Origin of the sequence: Longimicrobium sp., from assembly GCA_036387335.1 — a bacterium.
Taxonomy (GTDB): Bacteria; Gemmatimonadota; Gemmatimonadetes; order Longimicrobiales; family Longimicrobiaceae; genus Longimicrobium.
Map to the genome: position 1 here is coordinate 1 of DASVTZ010000095.1, position 22,261 is coordinate 22,261.

17 protein-coding genes are annotated in these 22,261 nt (G+C 70.9%); 4 read left to right on the top strand and 13 right to left on the bottom strand.

The annotated features are described in order from the left end of the window. The 3 genes from VF647_08395 to trxA form a co-directional block, all read right to left on the bottom strand. A partial coding sequence (locus VF647_08395; protein HEX8452101.1) for an SAM-dependent methyltransferase occupies positions 1-298 on the bottom strand: 298 nt, incomplete at its 3' end. Then, complete coding sequence (locus VF647_08400) at positions 298-1,281, bottom strand: hypothetical protein (protein HEX8452102.1); 984 nt, start codon at positions 1,279-1,281, stop codon at positions 298-300. The genes VF647_08395 and VF647_08400, both read right to left, overlap by 1 nt. A 439-nt stretch (positions 1,282-1,720) precedes the next feature. Further along, a complete protein-coding gene (trxA, locus tag VF647_08405) occupies positions 1,721-2,065 on the bottom strand; it encodes a thioredoxin (protein ID HEX8452103.1) in 345 nt (114 codons plus the stop codon). 100 nt (positions 2,066-2,165) lie between these two features. Between trxA and mce the strand changes: the two genes are divergently transcribed. Then, a complete protein-coding gene (gene mce / locus VF647_08410; GenBank protein HEX8452104.1) occupies positions 2,166-2,576 on the top strand; it encodes a methylmalonyl-CoA epimerase in 411 nt (136 codons plus the stop codon). A gap of 85 nt (positions 2,577-2,661) precedes the next feature. Here the strand turns inward: mce and VF647_08415 are convergent, their stop codons facing one another. The 6 genes from VF647_08415 to VF647_08440 form a co-directional block, all read right to left on the bottom strand. Continuing rightward, on the bottom strand, positions 2,662-3,105 hold the full coding sequence (locus VF647_08415) for a hypothetical protein (protein ID HEX8452105.1): 444 nt from the start codon (positions 3,103-3,105) through the stop codon (positions 2,662-2,664). A gap of 88 nt (positions 3,106-3,193) precedes the next feature. Continuing rightward, the gene (locus VF647_08420; GenBank protein ID HEX8452106.1) at positions 3,194-3,607 is read right to left on the bottom strand and encodes a protease inhibitor I42 family protein; all 414 of its coding nucleotides are present in this window, start codon (positions 3,605-3,607) and stop codon (positions 3,194-3,196) included. A gap of 141 nt (positions 3,608-3,748) precedes the next feature. Next, a complete protein-coding gene (gene clpB, locus VF647_08425; GenBank protein ID HEX8452107.1) occupies positions 3,749-6,376 on the bottom strand; it encodes an ATP-dependent chaperone ClpB in 2,628 nt (875 codons plus the stop codon). 299 nt (positions 6,377-6,675) lie between these two features. Then, positions 6,676-8,079, bottom strand: coding sequence for an MATE family efflux transporter (locus tag VF647_08430; protein ID HEX8452108.1), 1,404 nt, complete (start codon positions 8,077-8,079; stop codon positions 6,676-6,678). Positions 8,080-8,160: 81 nt separating this feature from the next. Continuing rightward, positions 8,161-10,986, bottom strand: coding sequence for an insulinase family protein (locus VF647_08435; GenBank protein ID HEX8452109.1), 2,826 nt, complete (start codon positions 10,984-10,986; stop codon positions 8,161-8,163). Positions 10,987-11,383: 397 nt separating this feature from the next. Then, the gene (locus VF647_08440; GenBank protein HEX8452110.1) at positions 11,384-13,897 is read right to left on the bottom strand and encodes a M14 family metallopeptidase; all 2,514 of its coding nucleotides are present in this window, start codon (positions 13,895-13,897) and stop codon (positions 11,384-11,386) included. Positions 13,898-14,054: 157 nt separating this feature from the next. Here VF647_08440 and VF647_08445 point away from each other — a divergent pair, with 157 nt between their 5' ends. From VF647_08445 to VF647_08455, 3 genes are all read left to right on the top strand, one after another. Then, the gene (locus VF647_08445) at positions 14,055-14,579 is read left to right on the top strand and encodes a hypothetical protein (GenBank protein ID HEX8452111.1); all 525 of its coding nucleotides are present in this window, start codon (positions 14,055-14,057) and stop codon (positions 14,577-14,579) included. A 206-nt stretch (positions 14,580-14,785) separates the two neighbouring features. Next, on the top strand, positions 14,786-15,397 hold the full coding sequence (locus VF647_08450; GenBank protein ID HEX8452112.1) for an HNH endonuclease: 612 nt from the start codon (positions 14,786-14,788) through the stop codon (positions 15,395-15,397). 116 nt (positions 15,398-15,513) lie between these two features. Next, entirely contained in the window at positions 15,514-16,758 is a 1,245-nt protein-coding gene (locus VF647_08455; GenBank protein HEX8452113.1) for a M20/M25/M40 family metallo-hydrolase, read from the top strand. A 385-nt stretch (positions 16,759-17,143) separates the two neighbouring features. On the opposite strand, the gene priA is transcribed toward VF647_08455, so the two are convergent. The 4 genes from priA to VF647_08475 all read right to left on the bottom strand — a co-directional run. Continuing rightward, entirely contained in the window at positions 17,144-19,636 is a 2,493-nt protein-coding gene (gene priA, locus VF647_08460; protein HEX8452114.1) for a primosomal protein N', read from the bottom strand. A gap of 76 nt (positions 19,637-19,712) precedes the next feature. After that, positions 19,713-20,537: a methyltransferase domain-containing protein gene (locus VF647_08465; protein HEX8452115.1), complete on the bottom strand. Its 825-nt coding sequence runs from the start codon at positions 20,535-20,537 to the stop codon at positions 19,713-19,715. Beyond that, a complete protein-coding gene (locus VF647_08470) occupies positions 20,534-21,583 on the bottom strand; it encodes a dipeptide epimerase (protein HEX8452116.1) in 1,050 nt (349 codons plus the stop codon). The genes VF647_08465 and VF647_08470 overlap by 4 nt, the downstream gene beginning before the upstream one ends. A 103-nt stretch (positions 21,584-21,686) precedes the next feature. Further along, a partial coding sequence (locus tag VF647_08475) for a GvpL/GvpF family gas vesicle protein (GenBank protein HEX8452117.1) occupies positions 21,687-22,261 on the bottom strand: 575 nt, incomplete at its 5' end.

A 22,261-nucleotide genomic window follows, 5' to 3' on the forward strand; every position in this document is an offset into this window, starting at 1 on the left:
CCACTTCGCGCACGATGCGGGCGCCGGGGTCGGAAAGGAGCGGCGTGCCGGCGTCGGAGACGAGGGCCACCTTCTTCCCCTCCCTCAGCATAGCGACGACGGTGGCGGCGCGGCCCGCCTCGTTGTGCTCGTGCGCGGACATCAGCCGCGTCTGGATGTCTAAATGGCGGAGGAGGATGGAGGTGCGGCGGGTGTCCTCGGCCAGCACCACGTCCGCGCTGCCCAGGACCTCGACGGCGCGGCGGGTGATGTCGCCCAGGTTGCCGATCGGGGTGGAGACGACGTAGAGCGCCGCCACTAGAGCGACACCGCCCAGGGGAGGCGGTCGAAGAAGCCGTGCTCCTGCAGTACGAAGCGGCTGTCGCGCGCCACCCGCTCCACCATCGCGGCGGGGTCCACGCCGTCGTGGCGCGAGCCGGCGATCAGGGCGGCCGTCAGCCAGCCGGCCACCGCCTCGGTCAGCCCCTCGGGCGTGGCCACGGGGTCGCCCACGACGCGGCCCTCGTCAGTCAGGTGAAAGGCGCGCGCGGCGGGGAGGCGTCCGCCCACCTCGGCCTGTGCCGCGCGCACCATCGCCATCGCCGCGTCACGGCCGAGGGAGGAGGAAAGCTCGCGCAGGATGCCGCCCACCATGCGGCGGTAGAGGTCCACGAGTCCGGGGCCGGCCTGCACGGGAAGGGTGCCGAGCGCGGGATACGGGATCACCCGCGGCGCGCCGCCCGCCGCCCCGAACACCGAGCGCAGGAATTCCGGCACGGGGACGGTGCCGTCGCGCTCCGTGAAGTATCCGGATCGAAAAACGCCGTCCTCGAAGACCATGTAGTGGTGCCGCCCGGCGGACGTCATCTCCAGCACGCCGGTGAAGTGCCGCTGGCGCAGGTGCGGAAAGAGGAGCTCGGGGCGCGTGCAATCGACCGACGCGGCCCACTCCACCGGCTCCTGCACGAGCGTCGCGAGCATGGCCTGGAGCTGGGCCTCCGGCGCGCCGAAGTACCCGATCTGCCCCGCCTCGCCGCGCTCGCTCTCGGTGGCGGCGATGCGCAGCACCTCGGACAGCGCCGCGGCCCCGCGCCCCTCGTCCGCCTGGAGGCGCGCGGAGTGGAAGGGCTCACCGTTGCGCAGGAAGATCAGGTAGCACCGCTCCCCCAGCTGGATGCACACGAACCCCGACACGCGCGCCGCCCGGTCGCGCTTCCCGTCGCTCAGGATCCCCGGGAGGTTGACGTAGCTGAGCTTGGTGCGGGGGAGGAAGGCCGCTTCGTGTGGGAAGTGGTGGATCATCGCGCAGCGCGGGGGAAGTGGGTGACGTCCAATCGTACACTTTCCGTCGGCGCGCGCAAGGCGGAAAAGAAGTGCCAAGTGCCAAGTGCCAAGTGCGAACGCAAACCGCGCTCCTTCCTTTTGTCATCCTGAGGGAGCCGCCCGCACCAAAGCCCGTGGTGCGCGTGACCCCCTGAGGCGACCGAAGAATCTAGCCGACGAGGCAGGAGGACGGCGTTGCGGGGCGGGTCTCTCGTCACGCGCAGTAGATCCTTCGCTACGCGCCACAGGACGGAGCACGGGCGAGGACAGTGAGGCGCGTCGCTCAGGATGACAGAAGGGGCGGCGCGGATAGGATGGGGTCGCCGTTCTCCATTCCCATTCCCCATTCCCCATTCCCCAGGCACTAAAAAGCCGGGAAGAGCCTCGACGGCCCTCCCCGGCTTCGGATAGGCGGAGGTTACGCGGCCGCCGCGCCCAGGTGCTGCTTGATCTTGGCCTCGAGGGCCGGGCGCGGGACGGCGCCGATCACCGTGTCCACCACCTTGCCGTCCTTGAAGAACAGGATGGTGGGGATGGAGCGCACGTTGAACTGCGCGGCGCTGCGCTGGTTGTTGTCCACGTCCAGCTTGCCGACCGTCACCTGGCCCGCGTAGTCGTCCGCGAGCTGCTCCACGATGGGGGCCACCATGCGGCACGGCCCGCACCACACGGCCCAGAAGTCGACCATGGAGAGCCCGGCCTGGCCGGTCACGTCGCTGAAGGTCGCGTCCGTGATCTCGATCACGTTGTTGCTGTCCGCCATCTTATACCATCCTGTGCCGAAGGCCGGTAGCCGTGCCCGCGGGGCGGGGCTAACTTGGCGGCTACCTGATTGTTGACTACTCCCGTCACTGCGAGGGCCGATGACCGAGCGGGCGCTGGACCACGTTGGAATCGCGGTTCATTCCCTGAACGATTCGCTCCCCCTCTTCGAATCTATCACCGGAGGGAAGGGGTACGGCCGCGAGGTCGTCGAGAGCCAGGGGGTGGAGGTGGTGTTCGTGGGCGCCGGTGAAGGCCGCCTGGAGCTCCTGGCCCCCGTCCGCGAAGACTCCGCGGTGGCGAAGTACCTCGCTCGCCGCGGCGCCGGGATGCACCATCTGTGCTACCGCGTCGAAGACATCGCCGCCGAGCTCGACCGCTACCGCGCCGAGGGCGCCCAGCTCATCGACGAAACGCCTCGCGCCGGCGCCCACGGCCACCGCGTCGCCTTCATACACCCGAAGTCCACGGGCGGCGTTCTGGTGGAGCTTCTCGAAAGCTCGCACACCTGACAGGCTTCTACGGATTGGGTTCACGCGGAGACGCGGAGGCGCAGAGAGAGCTTCTCTCCGCGTCTCCGCGTGAGGCCCGCTGTTTTCAGAACTCGGTGCGGGTGATGCGCTCGAGGTCCACCTGCTCCACCAGCCAGCTGCCGCCGGAGCGGACGGTGGTGAAGGGGACCTGCTTCCGCTGGCGCCCGGAGGTGAGGTTGACCGTCATGCGCATGGCCTCGCCGAAGCGGCCGGGGATCTGCTCCTCGTTGGCGATGCTGAACGACTCGTGCTCCAGGATCGAGGCGATGGCGAACATCCGCTGCTCCACCTGACGGGCGGGGTCGATCCGGTAGATGTTGCCGTCCTTGGTGCCGAAGACCAGCCCCATCTCGCGGTAGTTCTTGGCTTCCACCAGGCGGAGGAAGCGCTCCACCGCGGCGGCCGGGGCAGCCGCGCCGCTGGGCCCCGGCGGCGGAGACGTACGCGCGCCGCCGCACGCGGCTGCAAGGACGAAAATGGCGAGCGGGATGATGCGCCTGAGATGCACGGGGCCTCCGGGAGAACCGCTTGGCGTGGAGATGTGTCGGGGGTGGGTGTGCCTCAAGTGTAGACCTGCGGCGCGGCCCCGCGCAACCCTACGGCTGCACGACCACCTCCGCCTCCCACCGGCGGTCGCTGGTCCCGCCTCCGTTCCACGGCTGGCGGTACACCAGCACCAGCCTCGTGCGCCCCGCCCGCGCCCCCCGGAAGGCAAGGATCTGCGTGCCGCCCGACCCCACCACCCCGGGTGCCGCCTTGTCCGGCTGGTAGCGCGAGCTGTCCGTTGCGAGCACGGCCGTGTCGCCGCCCTCGCGCTGCCACGAGTACCCGGTCGTCGCGTTCGACTCCAGCGCCACCTCCATCCTCCCGCCCGTCCGGAGCGTTACCGTCTTCCCCGAATTCTCCTGCGTGACCCGCACCACGCCCTGCGGCGTGGCGGTGTCGGCGTCCTCGTTTTGCGGCGCGGCGCAGGCGGCGAGCAGCAGACAGAACGCGATGCGGAGGTTCATGGCGGGGCCTGGATCGAAGGGATGCGGCGGGAGGGCTGTCGCGGCGCAAGGTAATGCCTGTGCCCCCCGCTGTCACGGCGCAAAAACGGAGGCGCGGAGATCCTCTCCCCGCGCCTCCGCGTCTCCGCGTGAGACCTGCTGTTAGGCGGCCACTTCCACCGGAGCCTCCGCGCCCGAGCGGAACACGAGCTGGTGCGACCCGGGCTCGCGGTCCACCACCACCGTGTCGCCGTCGCCGAAGTCGCCTTCGAGGACGCGCATGGCGAGCGGGTTCTGCACCAGGCGCTGGATGGCGCGCTTCAGCGGGCGCGCGCCGTACGCCGGATCGTGGCCCTCCTCGGCGATCAGCTGCTTGGCCGAGTCGGTCACCTGCAGCGTGATCTTGCGGTCCGCCAGCATCCGCTCCAGCCGGCGCAGCTGCAGGTCCACGATGACCGTGAGCTCCGCGGTGCCGAGTGGCTTGAAGACGATGATGTCGTCCACCCGGTTCAGGAACTCGGGGCGGAAGTGGCGCCGCAGCTCGCCCAGCACCGCCGCCTCCACCTCCAGCGCGCCCGCCGGATCGGCCATCAGGCGCGACCGCTCCAGGATCAGCGGGCTCCCGATGTTGGAGGTCATGATGATGACCGTGTTGCGGAAGTTCACCGTCCGCCCCTGCGAGTCGGTCACCCGCCCGTCGTCCAGGATCTGGAGCAGGACGTTGAAGACGTCGGCGTGCGCCTTTTCGATCTCGTCGAAGAGCACCACCGAGTACGGGCGCCGCCGCACGGCCTCGGTGAGCTGGCCGCCCTCCTCGTAGCCCACGTACCCCGGCGGCGCGCCGATCAGGCGGCTCACGGCGTGCTTCTCCATGTACTCGCTCATGTCGATGCGCACCATCGCCTCCTCGCTGTCGAAGAGGAACTCGGCGAGCGCGCGCGCCGTCTCCGTCTTCCCGACGCCGGTGGGGCCCAGGAAGATGAAAGAGCCGATCGGCCGGTTGGGGTCCTGCATCCCCGCGCGGGAGCGGCGCACGGCGTTCGCCACCGCCTCCGTCGCCTCCGTCTGGCCGATGACGCGCTTGTCGAGGTGCTTGTCCAGGTGCGCCAGCCGCTCGCGATCGCTCTGCAGCATGCGCGTCACCGGGATGCCGGTCCACTTCGCCACCACCTCGGCGATGTCGTCGCTGTCCACCTCCTCCTTGAGGAAGCGCGACGACTTCTGCAGCTCGGCCAGCCGCGCCTCGTCGTCGGCGATCTCCTTCTGGAGCGCGGGGATCTGGCCGTACTGGATCTCGGCCGCGCGGTTCAGGTCACCCGTGCGCGCGGCGCGGTCCAGCTCCACCTTGAGCTCGTCCAGCTTCTCCTTGCGCGCGCGCATCTCGGCGATCACCGCCTTCTCGCTCTGCCACTGCGCCTTCATCCCCGACGAGCGCTCCACGAGCCCCGCGATCTCCTCCTCCACGCGGTTCAGCCGATCGCGGCTCTCGGGGTCGCTCTCGCGCTGCAGGGCGTTGCGCTCGATCTCGAGCTGCATGATGCGCCGCTGCACCTCGTCGATCTCCTGCGGAAGCGAGTCGATCTCGATGCGCAGCCGGCTCGCCGCCTCGTCGATCAGGTCGATCGCCTTGTCCGGCAGGAAACGGTCTCCGATGTAGCGGTTGCTGAGCGTGGCCGCCGACACGATGGCCGGATCGGTGATGCGCACGCCGTGGTGCACCTCGTAGCGCTCCTTGAGCCCGCGCAGGATGGCGATGGTGGCCTCCACCGTCGGCTCGCCCACGAACACGGGCTGGAAGCGCCGCTCCAGCGCCGCATCCTTTTCGATGTACTGCCGGTACTCGTCGAGCGTGGTGGCGCCCACCAGCCGCAGCTCGCCGCGGGCCAGGGCTGGCTTCAGCATGTTCCCGGCGTCGGGCGACCCCTCGGTCTTCCCCGCCCCGACGATGTTGTGCAGCTCGTCGATGAAGACGATGAACTTGCCGGCCGAGTCGGTCAGCTCCTTGAGGACGGCCTTGAGGCGCTCCTCGAACTCGCCGCGGTACTTGGCGCCGGCCAGCATGGCGCCGATGTCGAGCGACACCAGCGTCTTGTCGCGCAGCCCCTCCGGCACGTCGCCGTTGACGATGCGCTGCGCCAGTCCCTCCGCGATCGCCGTCTTGCCGACGCCGGGCTCGCCGATGAGCACGGGGTTGTTCTTTGTGCGGCGGCTGAGCACCTGCACCACGCGGCGGATCTCCTCGTCGCGGCCGATCACCGGGTCCAGCTTGCCGCGCCGCGCGCGCTCCGTGAGATCCACGGAGAAGCGCTGGAGCGCCTGGTACTTGTCCTCGGGGTTCTGGTCCGTCACGCGGTGCGAGCCGCGCACCTGCTGGAGCGCGTCCGCCAGCGTCTCGCGCCGGGCGCCCTGCGCGCGCAGGAGGTCGCGCGCGGTGAACCCCTTCTCCGCCAGGCCGAGAAGCAGGTGCTCGGTGGAGACGTACTCGTCCTTGAGGTCCCGCGCCTCCTGCTCGGCCCGGTCCAGCACCTCGTTCAGCTCGCGCGACAGGTGCGGCTGCGCGCCCGACTGCTTGGGAAGGCGTGCGGCGGCCGCGTCGTTCTCGCTGCGGAGCCGCGCCACGTTCACCCCCACCTTTTGCAGGATGGGGACGACGATCCCCTCCTCCTGGTCGAGCAGCGCCGCCAGCAGGTGGGAGTCTTCTATCTGCGGATTGCCGGCCTGCCGCGCGGCGTTGGACGCCGCCTGGATGGCCTCGCCGGCCTTCACCGTCAAACGTTCAAAATTGGGCATACGTTACTCCTTTTCGGGGGCACTCGTCGCACGGGGAAAAAGGAAGTTCTGTGCCGGGGAAGTGTGCCGGAATGGCAGGGGAGCCCCCCTCCCCCCCGGCCCCCTCCCCCGCCTGCGGGGGCGCAGGGCGGTTGAGGGGGAGAACTCCCGCCCCGTTGCGCCGAAAGCCCGTAGGGGCGTGATTTATCACGCCCGTGCCATACCTGCCCCGTCTCCCGTCACGCACGCCAATACCCGTAGGGGCAGACCTGTGTGTCTGCCCACCCTCCGCCCCGCCTCGATTCCTGCCGACCAGCGCGTTACAACTTACGCGTCTTCCACCTGCCGCGGCGGAAGAGGATGGCGCTGACGACGGCGAGGGTGGAGAAGGCGATGGTGATGGACCAGAAGACGCCGCGCGGGCCGAGACCGAGGTGGATCGCGAGCACGTAGGCCAGCGGGATCTCCCAGAGCCAGAACACCACCAGGTTGATGATGGTGGGGGTAAGGGTGTCGCCCGCGCCGTTGAACGACTGCGTGAACACCATGCCGTATGCGTAGAAGAGGAAGCCGCTCGCGATGATGCGCAGGCACGAGACCGCGTGGACGGCGACCGCCGGGTCGTTGGTGAAGAGCGAGACCAGGGCGGGAGCAAAGAGGACGAAGAGCGCGCCGATGCTTCCCAGGAAGCACAGATTGTAGAAGCCGGCCTTCCACACGGCCTCCTCGGCGCGTTCCGGCTTTCGGGCGCCGAGCGCCTGGCCGACCATGGTGGCGGCGGCGTTGCTCATCCCGAAGCTGGGGAGGAGGGCAAAGACCACCACGCGGATGCCGATGGTGTAGCCCGCCAGCGCGGCGCTCCCAAAGATGGAGATGATCCTCACCAGCCCGATCCAGCTCGCCGTACCCACCAGCGACTGCACCGCCGCGGAGCCGGAGAGACGGGCGATCTGCGCCATCAGCGCCGGCTCGGGGCGCAGGTGGCGGCGGCCCACGGGGATGCGACCGCCGGGCCGCGTGAGCCGCCAGACGGCGTACGCCGCCCCAGTGCTGCGTCCAAAGGTCGTGGCCACCGCCGCGCCGGTGACACCAAGCGCCGGAAAGGGTCCAAGCCCGAAGATCAGGCAGGGAGCGAGCGCCATGTTCAGCGCGTTCGCCATCCAGAGCACGCGCATGGCGATGGCGGCATCGCCCGCGCCGCGGAAGATGGCGTTGACGACGAAGAGGAGGATGATGGCCGCCTCGCCGCCCAGCATCACGCGGGCAAAGGTGACGCCGATCTCGATGACGCGGGGAGACGCGCCCATCACCCCCAGGAGCCGCGGCGCGAACACCGCGCCCAATCCGCCCAGCACCACCGACACCACCAGCGCCAGGAGAAGCGACTGGACGGCCGCGCGCGCCGCCCCCTCCGCGTCGCGCTCGCCGATGCGGCGGGCCACCAGGGCGCTAGCGCCGATCGCGAGCCCCATCGCCAGCGCGTACACCGGCATCAGGAGCGACTCGGTGAGCCCCACCGCCGCCACCGCGTCCGCGCCCAGCCGCGAGACGAAGAAGATGTCGACGACCGCGAAGATGCTCTCCATCGACATCTCCAGCACCATGGGGATGGCGAGGAGGAGGATGGAGCGCCCCACGGGGCCCGACGTGTAGTCCTGCTTCGACCCGCGCAGCGCCTCCCTGATCGAAGAGCCGAGCGTGTGTTCGGGGATGGCGTCCTGCATGCGGAGGGCGTGGTGGAAAAGGCGGAGGCACAGAGACCACGTAATCTCTGTGCCTCCGTCCTTCTGCGCGAGAGTGCTGCGTTACGGCGTGTTTTCCGGGACCAGCACCACCTGCACGTAGTTCTGCGCGTCCAGGAAGCGGCGCGCGGCGGCCTGGATGGAGGCGGAGGTCACCCGGCTGGCCAGCGAGGCTTCGGCGGGGATGGTGCGTGGATTCCAGCCGCGGGTGTCGTACGTCACCAGGTTGTTGAGCCAGAACCCGTTGAGGCGCAGGTTGGTCTCCGCGTTGCGCCGCTGCGCCTCGCGCACCTTGTTGAGGTCGGCCTCGGGGGCGCCCTCGTTCTTGATCTTTTCGATCTCGGCAAAGGTGGCGCGCACCAGCTCGTCCGCGCGGTCGGGCGCGGAGGTGAACTGCACGGTGAACGCGTAGCTCTCCACCGGGATCCGCGACACCGCCCAGATGACGCTCGGCGAGTAGGTGCCGCCCAGCCGCTCGCGAAGCGCCTCGGTGAGGCGGATCTGGAGCAGCTCGCTCAGGGAGCGCAGGCTGTGCACCTCGTCCGGGCGCACCCCGATGGCGCCCGTGAAGGAGAGGCGCGTCATGCTCTTGGGCTCCGTGCCGCGCCGCACCGTCTTGCGCACCACGCCGCGCGGCGGGCGCATCCCCACGTCGCGCGAGCTCTCGCGGCGCCCGGCGGAGGGGAGGCTCGCCAGGTACTTCTCCACCAGCGGCTTGAGCGAATCCGGCCGCACGCTGCCCACGAAGACGAAGGTGAAGTCGCTCGCGTCGGCGAAGCGGTCGCGGTAGAAGGCGAGCGAGCGCGCGAGGTCCTGCGCCTCTACGGTGGCGGCGCTGAAGGGGCGCGAGCGCGGATGTCCCTGCGCCATCGTCACCGCCACCGTGTCCTGGAAGGCGGACTCCGGGTTGGCGTCGCGGTTGCGCAGGAAGCCGGTCATCTGGTTCTTGAACGCCGCCGCCGCCTCCGGGTCCGCGCGCGGAGCGGTGAAGTGCAGGTGGATCAGCTGGAAGAGCGTCTCCAGGTCCTTGGGGGAGCCGCCGCCGCCCAGCCCTTCCTCGATGTTCGTGATGAACGGATTGACCTGCGCCGCCTTCCCGGCGAGCGCCTTCTGCAGCTGCACGCGGCTCATGGAGCCCACGCCGCCCGCGGCGATCGTACTCGCGGCCATGGAGACCGCCGGGAAGTCCGCGTCGGAGGCCAGCGAGGTGCCACCGGGGCTGTAGGCGCGAAAGAGCACCTCGTCCGCCTTGAACTCGGTCGGCTTCACCACGACGCGCGCGCCGTTCGACAGGCGCCACTCGATCGTGCCGATCTCGTCCATGCGCCGCTCGCTGACGACGCGGCCGGCACGCGGGGCGCGGGCCATGATCGGGGTGGTCACGACGTTGTCCACGTACGCGGCGACCGGCTTGCCGCGCACCTGCGCGAACGTCGCCGCGAGCGCCTGCTCCGTCGGCAGGGGGGCGCCCGCCTTCTCCGGACCGTTGGCCAGGATCACGCGATTCTGGTCCGTGATCAGCTCGCGCGCCAGCCGGTTCACCTCTTCCAGCGTCACGCCGGGGACGAGCGCGCGGTGCAGCTCGTACGACGCGGTAGGGCCGGGTGCGGGCTCGCCCTGGAGGAAGTGGGCGACGTAGCGGTCCACGATCTGGCCGGAACGCATTTTCTCGCGCTCGGCATACGCCCGCTCGACGTTGCGCAGCAGCTCGGCCTTGGCGCGCTCCAGCTCGCCGGCGGTGAAGCCGTGCTGGCTCACCCGCTCCGCCTCGGTGAGCAGCGAGGTGAGCGCCGGCTCCACGCCGTTCTCCTTGGCGATGGCGTACAGCGTGTAGCTCTCCAGCGTGCGCACGCTGCGCCCCTGGTTGGCGAAGGCGGCCACGAACGGTGCGTTCGGCGAGCGGACGATCTCGTCGAAACGGGCGTTGAGCATGGCGTCGTGGAGCCCCTCCACCACGCCGCGCCGGAAGTCGGCCACGGTGCGGGTGGGGCGCGCCGGGTGCTGGAAGCTCACCTGCACGCTGGTGGTGGTCGCCTCCGGGTCGCTGACGACGGAGAAGCGCGGCTCGGCGTGCGCGGGCACCTGCATCACCGGGCGCGGCGGCGCCGAGCGCGGAGCGGCGAGGGAGCCGAACTTCTCGCGGATCAGCGCCTCGGCGCGGGCGGGGTCGATGTCGCCCACCACCACCACCGCCATCAGGTCGGGGCGATACCAGTCGGTGTAGAAGCGGCGCAGATCGGCCGCGGAGAAGCCCTGCAGCGACTCGCGCGTGCCGATGGGGAGCCGCTCGGCGTACGCGGAGCCGGCGAACTCCACGGGGAACTGCTTGAGCGCCATCCGCATCCCCGCCCCGCGGCCGCGGCGCCACTCCTCGATCACCACGCCGCGCTCGCGCTCGATCTCCTCGTCGTCCAGCATCTGCCCGCCGGCCCAGTCCGCCAGGATCTGGAAGCCGCGCTCCACCACCCGCGCGCTGTCGCTGGGGATGGGGAGGATGAACACGGTCTCGTCGAACGAGGTGTAGGCGTTGAGGTGCGCCCCGAACTGCACGCCGACGCCCTGCAGGTAGCTCACCAGCTCGTTCTTGGCGAAGTTGCGCGTCCCGTTGAACGCCATGTGCTCCAGGAAGTGCGCCAGCCCCAGCTGCTTCGGGTCTTCCAGCACGCTCCCGGCGTTGACCGCCAGGCGCAGCTCCACGCGGTTGGGCGGCTCGCGGTTCGGCTGGATGTAGTAGCGCAGCCCGTTGGGCAGCGTCCCCATCCGTACCGCCGGATCCAGCGGGATCTCCTGCGTAAGTGCGGGCTGCTGCTGCGCCAGCAGCGCCGGCGCGGGCGCAAACGCGAGCGCCGCGGCGGCGACCGCCAGGGGCAGCCTGATCGTGTGTCGCATAGAGAGCGGTGGGGGAGGAAGGTGGGAAAAGGCGCGGCGGGAAAGGTTGCGCGCGAACGAGCCGGCGTCAATGCGCACCGGCCCGCTCAAATCCGATACTAATGGGAGCCTGCTGAGTGCACCCCCTTATTGTCATCCTGAGGGAGCCGCCGGACGGACATCCGGCGTTGCGCACCGTACTCTCTGCGGCGAGCGAAGGATTTAGCCGGAGCAGGGCCGGGGTCTGCGGTTCACCCCCGGCCCCGCGTTACGCGCAGTAGATCCTTCGCTACGCGCCACACGTTGGAGCACGGGAGAGGACGGAGCGGCGCGTCGCTCAGGATGACAAAGGGGGGGATGCGCCCATGGCCCCACCCCGGCCCCGCACTCACGCACTCACGCACTCACGCACTTCCGTTCACGGCCCCATCAACAGCGCATTCACATACAGCGGCTGCATCGAGCGCCAGAACAGGCGGAACAGCGGGTCGTCGGCGAAGAGGACGACGCTGCCCTGGCCCATGCGGCGGGTGGCGACGACGGAGCCTTCGCCGAGGTGGCGCAGGTTCTCGGGGGAGATGACGCCGGAGATGCGCGCCGGGTTACGGGGGAGGTAGGCGACCGTCTCCAGGTTCTCCGCTGGCTCGAAGACGGTGGTGCCCTGGTGCAGCGTAAAGGTCTCGCCCGGACGGCCGTCGAGGCCCGCGCCGAAGGCCAGCGGGTGCGCCGGGTCCAGACGCAGCGGGAGGATGGTGCCGGGGACCTCCTGGCGCCACTCCTGCCGCTCGCGCTCCTCGCGCCCGGCGAGGTAGCGGGTGCGCGCGTTCCCCGAGTCGCGCCCGGCCTCGCGCAGCTTGACCTCGGCCATCCCCGCGATCGCCTCCGCGCCGCCGGCGATGGCGACGAGGCGGCCGCCGCGCTGCACCCACGCCTTGAGCGCGTCGGTGGCATCCTTGACGGCGCGCGGCGATGCGTCGGGAAGGACGATCACCTGGTAGTCCGAGAGGTCGGCCGAGGCGAGGTCCGTGGCCTGGACGGCATCGAAGGGGATGCCGAGCTGCTGGTCCAGGAAGAACCAGTGCGCGCCGAACGACGTCGGGCTCACCCCCTCGCCCGAGACGACGGCGACGCGCGGCAGCTTGATGTTGGCGACGTTCTCGCTCCCCAGGTCGATGCCGCCCTCGCTGAGGCCGCTGGAGATGGGGATCGCGACGCTTCCCAGGCCGACGCGGGTGAGGCGCGCCTGGAGCGAATCGTTGCCGCGCGCGGGGATGAACCACGTTCCCGCCGGGTAGCGGCGGCCCGCAAAGGTGGAGGGCTTTCCGAGCACCCGCGCCCGGCCGCCCGCGCGCAGCAGGCTCACGATGCCGTGCGACGCCTGCTCGCCCGGCGCCACCAGGTAGCCGAACCCGCTGGGCTGCGGCGCCGCGCCCGCCGTCAGCGTCTCGGTGCCGGTGGTGCGCACCGGAGTCCAGCCCGTACCGCCGCCCGTCGCGCGGTAGGCGGCCACACCGTAGGCGTACGGCAGCGACCAGGCGCTGACGTCGTACGAATACTCGGCCTTGAGCACCGTCTCCGGCTGCAGCAGCGTGATGGCGAGGCGGCCCTGCGGCTGGCGCGCACGCACCCGGTACGTCCCGGCGGGGAAGTCGCCGCGCGCCGGAAAGCCCGGGTACGCCGTGGCGCCCGCGCGGAAGCCGGCGGAGGCGCGCTCCACCTCGATCCCCTGGCGGCGGAGGTGCGCCACCAGCGACTCGATGCGGCTGGGATCGGTGCCCGGCACCAGGAGGAAGTCGCGCTCGCCCTGGCCCACGGTGCGCTGGCCGGCGGCGTAGTCGGTCAGGAGCTGCGTCTTGCCGGCGGCGGCGGTGCGCAGGGTCGCCTGGCTGCTGGCGCGGTGGTGGAGGGCGCGGTCACGCAGCGTCAGCGTATCGCCCGACTCCTGGATCACCGCCTGCCCCGCCGCCCCGTGCCCCGCCTGCTCGTACGTCATCCCCACCGCACCCGTGAGCGACGGCCACGAGTCGCCATAGCCGGGGTAGAAGAGGTCGAACGCCTCGCCCGTGTAGAATGCCCAGCCCTGCGCGTCGAAGGTGCGCGCGTTCTCCTGCCCGAAGCGCTTCCCCCACGCCAGCACGTGCTGCGGGTAGATGGGGTTGATGGGCGCCGACGCCGGGAAGAAGAAGTACGACGAGTTGAAGTACATCTCGTGGAAATCGACGTGCACCTGCGGGTTGTAGCGGAACCAGGTGGCCAGCCGCGCCCGCGTCTCCGCCTGTGTGGCCCACGACCAGTCGCGGTTCAGGTCGAAGAGGTAGTGGTTGAAGCGCCCACCCGGCCACGGCTCGCGGTGCTCGCGAGAGGCGGGGTTGAGGTTGGGCTCCGCGCCACGCACCGAGCGGTACCACTGCACGTAGCGGTCGCGCCCGTCCGGGTTGGCGACGGGGTCGATGATGACCACCAGCGACTGGAGGACGCCGCGCACCTCCGGAGCGTCGCGGGCCAGGTCGTACGCCGTGTACAGCGCCGCCTCGCTGGACGAGCTCTCGTTGCCGTGCACGCCGTAGCTGAAGTACACCACCGCCGGGTTGGACGCCGCGATCTGCCGCGCGCGCTCCGCCGTCGTCTCGGGGCGGGTCAGCTCGGCGTTGGCGGCGAGGATGGCGTCGAGCCGCGCCAGGTTCTCGGGCGTGGCGATGACCATCTGGAAGAGCTCGCGCCCCTCGTACGTCTGGCCGTACGCGCGGTACTCCACGCGCGGGGAGGCGGCGTCCAGCGCGCGGGCGTACTGCTGCACCCCCGCGTACGGGGTGAAGCGCTCGCCGAGTTCGTAGCCCAGCACCTGCGCCGGGGAGGGTGGATCCGCCTGCGCCCGGAGCCCGGACGCGGTGCCGAGGAGCGCGGCCGCCAGTAGAAGCGTGCGAAGTGCCATGCGTGTGGTCGTATGGGTGCGTGGGGCGCGGTCGGGAGGGTGCCCGCGCAAGCTATGCGGCCCCGCGGGGGCGCGCAACGCGGCGGCTTGACACCATCCGCCGCGGCGGGTACGCTCCACCCGACCGCCGCCTCGCTCCCGTCCAGCCCACGCGCCCGTGAAGCTCCACCGATCCGCCCTGCTCGCCCTGCTGCTCGCCGCCTGCGGAACCGAAGGCGCGAGCGGAGGCATCTCGCGCGAGCAGTTCATCCGCGCCAACGTGGCCCTGCGCGCGGTGAGCGACACGGCGCGGCAGGTGGACACCCTCCGTGCGCGGGCGCTGCGCAAGCAAAAGGTGACGCCCGCGCAGCTGACCGCGTGGCTGCAGGCGCACAAGGAGAACCCGGAGCTCCTGGCGGAGACTTGGACCGAGATCTCGCGCCGCGCGGACGCCGCCGACTCGGTGAACCGTCCCAAGCCGCCGCATCGTCCCTACGTCGCGCCTCCGCCTCCCATCGCCAACCCCGCGCCGCCGATGCCGCCGCCTCCGCAGCCGATGCCCACGCCCGTGCCCGCGCCGCCGCCGGCCGGCCGCCCCGCGCCGCCATCCGGGCCTCCGGGCGGGTACCAGATGCCCGAGCCGCGCCCGCAGATCAAGACTCCGCCCCCGCCCGACAGCGGCGGCGCGGCGCCGACGCCGTAACACCCTCACACAGAGGGCACGGAGAGAACTACAAGGCGCAGAGAACCCCTTTCCGTTCTTCTTGTGGTTCCCTCTGTGTCTCTGTGTGACGCCCTCGTTGCAGTCCCTGCCTTGACCGTCCTTGCAGCTTCAAGCATCTTCAACTTGCGGGAACCAGGCTCGGTCACACGCATCCAGCCGCCAAGAGGGCTCACCGTATGGGGTGTTTGGCACTCAACGCATCCTTTGAACCTCTCACCATCCTCCCGGTGGAGCGGGCCCTGCGGCTCGTGCTGGAGAGGAAGGCCGAGGTGCTGGAGGCGGACGACGCACGGATCTTCCGTTCTGAACGCTCGCGGATCGCCTGCCCCCTGGTGATCCGCCTGAAGCGCTACGTGCACGTCCCCCGCAGGTTCCGCCGGCAAGTCACCAACACCTTCCTCTTCGCCCGCGACGGCTACCGCTGCCAGTACTGCCTGCGGCACCGCGGCACGCTGCGCGGGCGCGAGTTCCTGACGCGCGACCACGTGCACCCGCTCTCGCGCGGCGGCGAGAACGTGTGGGAGAACGTCGCCACGGCGTGCTCGCACTGCAACAACCGCAAGGGGAACCACCTTCCCGAGGAGTGCGGGATGGTCCTCCACTCGGTGCCGCGCGAGCCCAACTACGTGGAGCTGGTGTGGGCCGTGCGCCGCGTGACCGACGTGCAGGCGAAGTACATCGCCATGTTCTACGGCGAGGAGGTGCTGGAGGCGCTGCGCCGCCACGACCGCGAGGCCGAGACGCGCGACGCGGAGCACTCTCACGACGGGGAACGCCACCTCGCGCTGCTGTCCTGAAAGGGCGGGTCGCCACCACGGCGGTCCGCCCTCTTCGCGTCCGGCCCCTGTCCCAGCGCGTGCGATGCGCGCTACTTTTGCGCCGACCCCATCGACTTCCTGAGCACACGCCCGTCATGCGCCCGAAGCTCCACGCCGCCCTCGCCGCCGCGATCCTCGCCGCCCCGCTCGCCGCCCAGCAGCCCGCGTCCGTGCCCGACGGGCCGCGCGTGCGGCAGGCGCTCGCCTTCGTGGCGCGAACGGAGCCGCAGACCATCGAGGAGCAGATCGCCCTGTGCGAGATCGAGGCGCCGCCCTTCAAGGAGGCCCGCCGCGCCGCCGACTACCGGCAGCGGATGCAGGCGCTGGGGCTGCAGAACATCCGCATCGACTCCGTGGGCAACGTGATCGGCGAGCGCCCCGGCGAGCCCGGCCAGCCCGTGATCGTCATCTCCGGCCACCTGGACACCGTCTTCCCAGAGGGGACGGACGTGCGGGTGAAGCGCGAGGGCACCCTCCTGCGCGGCCCCGGCATCGGCGACGACTGCCGCGGGCTGGCGGTGGTCCTGGCCGTCGCCCGCGCCATGAACGACGCGCAGATCCGCACGCGCGGCACCGTCCTCTTCGTGGGCACCGTGGGCGAGGAGGGCGCGGGGAACCTGCGCGGCGTCCGCCACCTCTTCGAGAAGGAACTGCGCGGGCGCGTCACGCACTTCATCTCGGTGGACGGCACGGGCTACACGATGACCAAGGACGCGGTGGGGAGCCACCGCTACCGGGTTGCCTACAAGGGACCCGGCGGCCACAGCCACGGCGACTTCGGGATGCCGAACCCGACGCACGCCCTCGGCCGCGCCATCGCCAGGATCGCCGACTTCCAGGTCCCCACCAATCCCAAGGTCACCTTCAGCGTCGGCGTGGTGCAGGGCGGCACCTCGGTGAACGCCATCGCGGCGGAGGCGAGCATGCTGGTGGACATGCGCTCGGAGAGCGCGGCCGCGCTGGACTCGCTGGACGCCCGCTTCCAGGTCGCCGTGCGCCAGGCGGTCGAGGACGAGAACGCCCGCTGGGCGGACACCGTGCGCCTGACGGTGGAGGTGCAGAGCATCGGCATCCGCCCCGCCGGCACCCAGCGCGACGACGCCCCCATCGTCCGCGCCGCGCGCGCGGCCGGCCAGCGCCTGGGCTTCACCCCGGAGTCCAACCCCTCCAGCACCGACGCCAACATCCCGATCTCCCTCGGCATCTCGTCGCTCACCATCGACGCGGGCGGCAGCGGCCAGGGCGCGCACTCGCTGGCGGAGAGCTGGGACAGCAAGGGGAGCGAGAAGGCGACGCAGTGGGCGCTGCTGCTGGTGCTGGCGTTGGCGGGGGTACGGTAGGGCCCCCACCCCCAGCGTCGCTCCGCGACGCATCCCCCTCCCCCATCACTGCCTGGGGGAGGGGGTTTTTGCGTGGATTCGTGTGCGGTGCAGGGCGCGGCGCGCGGGATGGCACGGGCAGCCACGTGGGGCGGCCCCTACGGGATTGGGCGTGTTATCGTGGGGAATCGCGGTCGGGCGAGGGAGGGCAGACACGCAGGTCTGCCCCTACCGGGATCGCGTTGTGTTAGGCGAGGTTCGAGGAACGCGGAGGGTGGGCGCGATGAATCGCGCCCATACCACGGATGGCCGCGGTACGCGCCGGAAAAGCTCCCCCCTCTCTCGATAACAGAGGCGCCAGCCTCTCCTGTTATCGGGAGAGGGGGGTTGGGGGGGTGAGGGCCCTCTACAACAACGCCACCGGGTCCCGGTCCAGCGCCAGCCGCAGATCCGCCTTGTTCTTGGGGATGTCGAAGCGCTCGTGGAAGTAGCGCGCGACTTCGCCGAGGAGCTTGGAGCTGCCGGAGCGCAGGAGGAAGTGCCAGCGCCAGCGGTTGCGGATGCGGTCGATGGGGCACGGGGCGGGACCCACCAGCGCGACCTCCGTCAGCTTGCGCGTCGCCAGGAGGCCCTGCACCCACTCGGCGGCGGCGACGGCGAGCTCCTGGGTGGGGGCCTCCTCCAGGCCGCTGATGACGACGTTCACCAGGCGCGAGTGCGGCGGGTAGCTGGGCTCGCGGCGCGCCTCCAGCTCGCGGCCGGCGAAGCCGACGAAGTCGTGGTCCGTGGCACTCTCGATGGCGTAGTGGCTGGGGAGCGCGGTCTGGATGAACACCTCGCCGCCCTTGGGTCCCCGCCCCGCCCGGCCCGCCACCTGCGTCAAGAGCTGGAAGGTGCGCTCCGTGGCGCGGAAGTCGGGGAGGTTGATCCCCACGTCCGCGTTGATGACGCCGACCAGCGTGACGTTGGGGAAGTCGAGGCCCTTGGCGATCATCTGCGTGCCGAGGAGGATGTCCACCTCGCGGCGCTCCACGCGGCCCAGGATGTCGTGGTGCGCCCACTTGCCGCCCGTCGTGTCCACGTCCATCCGCGCGATGCGGGCGGAGGGGAACGCCTCGCCCACCGAGCGCTCCACCTGCTCCGTGCCGACGCCGCGGAAGCTCAGGTCCGTGGAGCCGCACGCGGTGCACGTCCTGGGCGACTGCTCCTCGTGCAGGCAGTAGTGGCAGGTCAGGAGGCCGCGCCGCCGGTGGAAGGTGAGCGACACGTTGCAGTTGGGGCAGTGCCACACCAGCCCGCAGTCGCGGCACTGCACGAAGCTGGCGTAGCCGCGGCGGTTCAGCAGGAGGATCGTCTGCTCCTCGCGGCGAATCCGCTCATGGACGGCGCTCACCAGCACGTCGGCGAGGATGATGGGCCCCATGTCCGCCTTCTGCAGCGGGCCGGCGGTCTCCTTCTGACGTTTGCGCTCCTGGCGCAGGTCGATGATGCGGATGGGGGGGAGCGGCTGGCCGCCGACGCGCTCGGGGAGCTCGACCAGGGTGTACTTGCCGGTCTGCGCGTTAATCCAGCTCTCCAGCGCCGGCGTTGCGGAGCCGAGGAGGCAGACCGCGCCCTCGATGTGCGCGCGCACCACGGCGACTTCGCGGGCGTGATAGCGCGGCGCGTCCGCCTGCTTGTACGAGGACTCGTGCTCCTCGTCCACCACGATGGCGCCCAGGTTGGCCAGCGGCGCGAAGACGGCCGAGCGGGCGCCCACCACGATCTGCTTCTCGCCGGCGCGCAGGGAGCGCCACTCGTCGTAGCGCTCGCCGTCGGAAAGGGCGGAGTGCAGCACGGCCACGCGGTCGCCGAAGACGGCTTGGAAGCGCCCCACGGTCTGCGGCGTGAGCGCGATCTCGGGGACGAGGACGATCGCCGTCTTCCCCTGCCGCTCCACGACTTCGCGCAGCAGCTCGATGTAGACCAGCGTCTTGCCGGAGCCGGTGACGCCGCGCAGCAGAAAGGTGCCGGGGTCGGCGGTGCGCGTGGCGGCGGTGAGCTGGCGGATGATGCCGGCCTGCGCGGGCGTGGGGCGCAGCTTGGGCGCGGCGCCGACCTCGATGTCCGCGTACGGGTCGCGCGACACCTCTTCGTCGGCCACTGCGGCGAGACCCTTTTCCACCAGCCCCTTCACCACCGTGCTGGAGAAGCCGAGAGTGCCGGTGAGGTGGCTCAGCTCGGATTGGCCGCCGAGCGCCTCCAGCATCTCGTACGCCTCGCGCTGGCGGGGAGCACGCGCAAAGATCCCCTCGCGCTCCAGCAGCGAGGGGACGTGGCGTATGATCCGCACCACGCGGCGGGTGCGGACCGGGGGCGCGATGCGCGGCCCCTCGCTGTCCACGCGCACCAGCCCCGCATCGGTCAGGCGGCGGATGACGGGCCACCACGCGCGGTCGCCCATCTCGCGCCGCAGCCGGGCGACGGGCTGCGGGCCCTCGCGGCTCTGCAGCCAGCGGACGAGCTTCGCTTCCTGCGGCGAAAGGCTCTCCTCGTCCACGGTCGCGCCGTCCTCCAGCGCTACGTAGTCAGTCGTGGATTCCGTGAGGCCCGCGGGGAGCGCGGTGCGCAGCACCTGGCCAAGCGGCGCCAGGTAGTAGTCCGCGATCCACCTCGACAGGTTGAGGATGGCGGGGGTGGCGCTCGGCACCGCGTCCAGCACCCCCACGATCGGCTTGATCCGCTCCACCTTGCCACCGGGCTCGCCTTCGACGATTCGGTCGATCCACCCGATCTTTTCCTTGCTTCCGAACGGCACGAGAACACGCGCGCCCGGCTGTGCGGCCGGGCGCATCTCGTCCGGCACCCGGTAGGTAAAGGTGCGCGGAAGGGGGAGCGGAAGAGCGACTTCGACGAACACCTGTGAAACGGGGAATGGGGAACGGGGAACGGGCGATCCGGGGGTGCACGATCCACCCCGCCGCCGCCGCGGCCGGCTACCGGCGGCGCACCCGGTTCAGCACGCGGCGGAGCAGTCCCGGGCGGGGCGGACCCAGCGCTTCGGGGCGGAGCACGTCGAAGCGCGAAAAGGTGCTCGCCTCACGCGCCGCGATGAGCTCGATCCGGTGGAAGTGGCCTCCGGGGAGAGGCAGGCGCCAGGTGGTGCGGACGTGCGGAAACCCGCACCAGTGAAGGATCTCACGCAGCACGAGCTCGCTCGTGGGCAGCCAGGCCAGGCGATGCACGCCGGACATCACCAGCGTTTCGCTCTCCAGGTTCAGCCTGAGCGAGTCCCCCCCGCCGGGGAGGTACGCGGTGTTCAGGACGAGCAGTTCCTTCGTATGGTCCGCCACCATCCGCAGCGAGGCGATCGGGTCCGGAAGGTGGTAGAAGATCCCCATGAACAGCGTCACGTCGAACGGCTCCAGCTCCATCTGGGGGAGCGTGTGGAGGTCCGCGGTGGTGAACTCCACTCCCCGGGCGCCCGTCTCCCGAGCCACGAACCGCGCCTGGTCGACCCAGTGGTCGCGCACGTCGAGGCCGAAGCAGCGGCCCGCACCTCTCTCGGCGGCCGCCAGCAGGTAGCCGCCGCCGTTGCAGGCGCAGTCCAGGAACGAGCGGCCGTTCAGGCCGTCCGGAAAGACCTCCTCGATCAGACGGCCGATCCAGCGCTCGGGCTGAACCATGGTCACGCGCCCGAAGGAAGGCGGGTAGGCGACGTCCTTAGCCACCTCGCCCGTGCGGATGCCGGGCGCGACCTGCATGTCGTGATGCCAGGGCCCCAGACGCCGGATCTCCGCGCGAAGCTCTTCCGTGTTCACCCGGCCGTCTCCGCGGCGAGACGCACCCCGAGTCCGGGGGCCTGGTTGAACCGCAGCGAGCCGTCCGCTTCGATCCCCGGGCCGTCGAACGGGTCGTTGGCGAGAAGGGCGGCGCCGTCCAAATCCACGTAGTCCACCAGCGGCGTGAGCTGCACGGCGGCCGCGATGCCCAGCGTCGACTCGATCATGCAGCCGAGCATCACCCCCATCCCATGCGCGCGCGCGGCGTGCACGATCCGCAACGCTTCGCGCAGGGAGGCGCACTTGGCGAGCTTTATGTTCACCACGTCCACCGCTCCCGCCAGCTTCGCCACGTCCGCCGAGACTTCGCAGCTCTCGTCGGCGACGATGGGGAGGCGCGAGTTCTGGCGGACGAGGCGCAGGCCTTCGAGGTCGCCCTTGGGGACCGGCTGCTCCACGATGCTGACGCCGAACTCCTCCAGCATGGGGATCAGGCGGATCGCTTCCTTGGCCGTCCACCCCGTGTTGGCATCCACGTACAGCGTCTTCTCCGGCGCCTCGTCGCGGATCATGCGCAGGATCTCCGCGTCGCGCGGCGTGCCGACTTTGATCTTGAGGATGGGGTACGACGCGGCCTCGCGCACCTTTTGCCGCATCACCTCCAGCTCGTCGATGCCGATGGTGAACGACGAGCGTGGCGCCGCGGCGGGGTCCAGCCCCCACAGCTTCCAGAGCGGCACTCCCAGCCGCTTCCCCACCAGATCGTGCAGCGCCGCCGAGATCGCCACCCGCGCCGCCGGGTTGCGCCCGATGTGCATCGCCAGCGCCCCTTCGATGCGCTCCAGCGCGAACGGGTCTCCCGCCGCCGCGTCCGCCAGGACCCCCGCCAGCCCCGGCAGCACCGCGGACACGGTGTCCGCATTCTCGCCGTAAAAGGGCGTCGCCGGAGCCTCGCCCCACCCCTCCACCCCGTCCGCGTCCGTGATGCGCACCCACACCGTGCGGCGCGCGGGCGGCTCCTTCATCCGCGCGATGTTGAACGCGTGCTTGGTGCGCAGGTCGAGGATCTGGAAGTCGAGCTTCATCGCCTTAGGCGTTGTTCGGTCCGGTGGAAAGCACGGGCGGCCACATGGGGCCGCCCCTACCAATTTTTACCCCATTCCCCATTCCCCATTCCCCATTCCCCGCCTACCCGTGCATCTGCACGAAATCATACGCCGGCCACGGCCCCGTCAGGTCCAGCTCGAGCGCCGAATTCAGCTGCGACAGGTGCTCCACGTGGTCGCGGAAGGCGGCGGAGGCGGAGCGCTGCACCAGGAAGGCGGCGCTCAGGATGCGCGTCTCCTCCGACGGCGTGGGGATGGCGGCGCCGGCCAGGCGGCGCAGGTCGGCGTAGATGTGCGTCGCCAGGTCCAGCGCCTTGACGTGCGGAAAGGCCGCGTCCACAACGTCCACGTGCAGGCGGAACTCCCAGCGTCCTGCTACCCGCGCCAGCGCACCGCGCAGCGTGGCGTACGACTCGCCGAGGAAGCCGATCACCTCATCGTCACCGGTGAACACGACGCCCGGGGGCGCGGGGACGACGTCGCCGTGCAGCAGTGCGCGGTGCACCTCATGATGGCGGGCCGTGACGTGCAGCGGGTCCGCGTCGCCGCCGGCGGGCGGGGCCGTGCACACGATCGCCGCCACGTCCTGGTAGCCGACGAGCCGCACCGCCAGCCGCGGCTCCGCCGGCTCCCACTCCGGTAGCGCGCCGCCGTCCA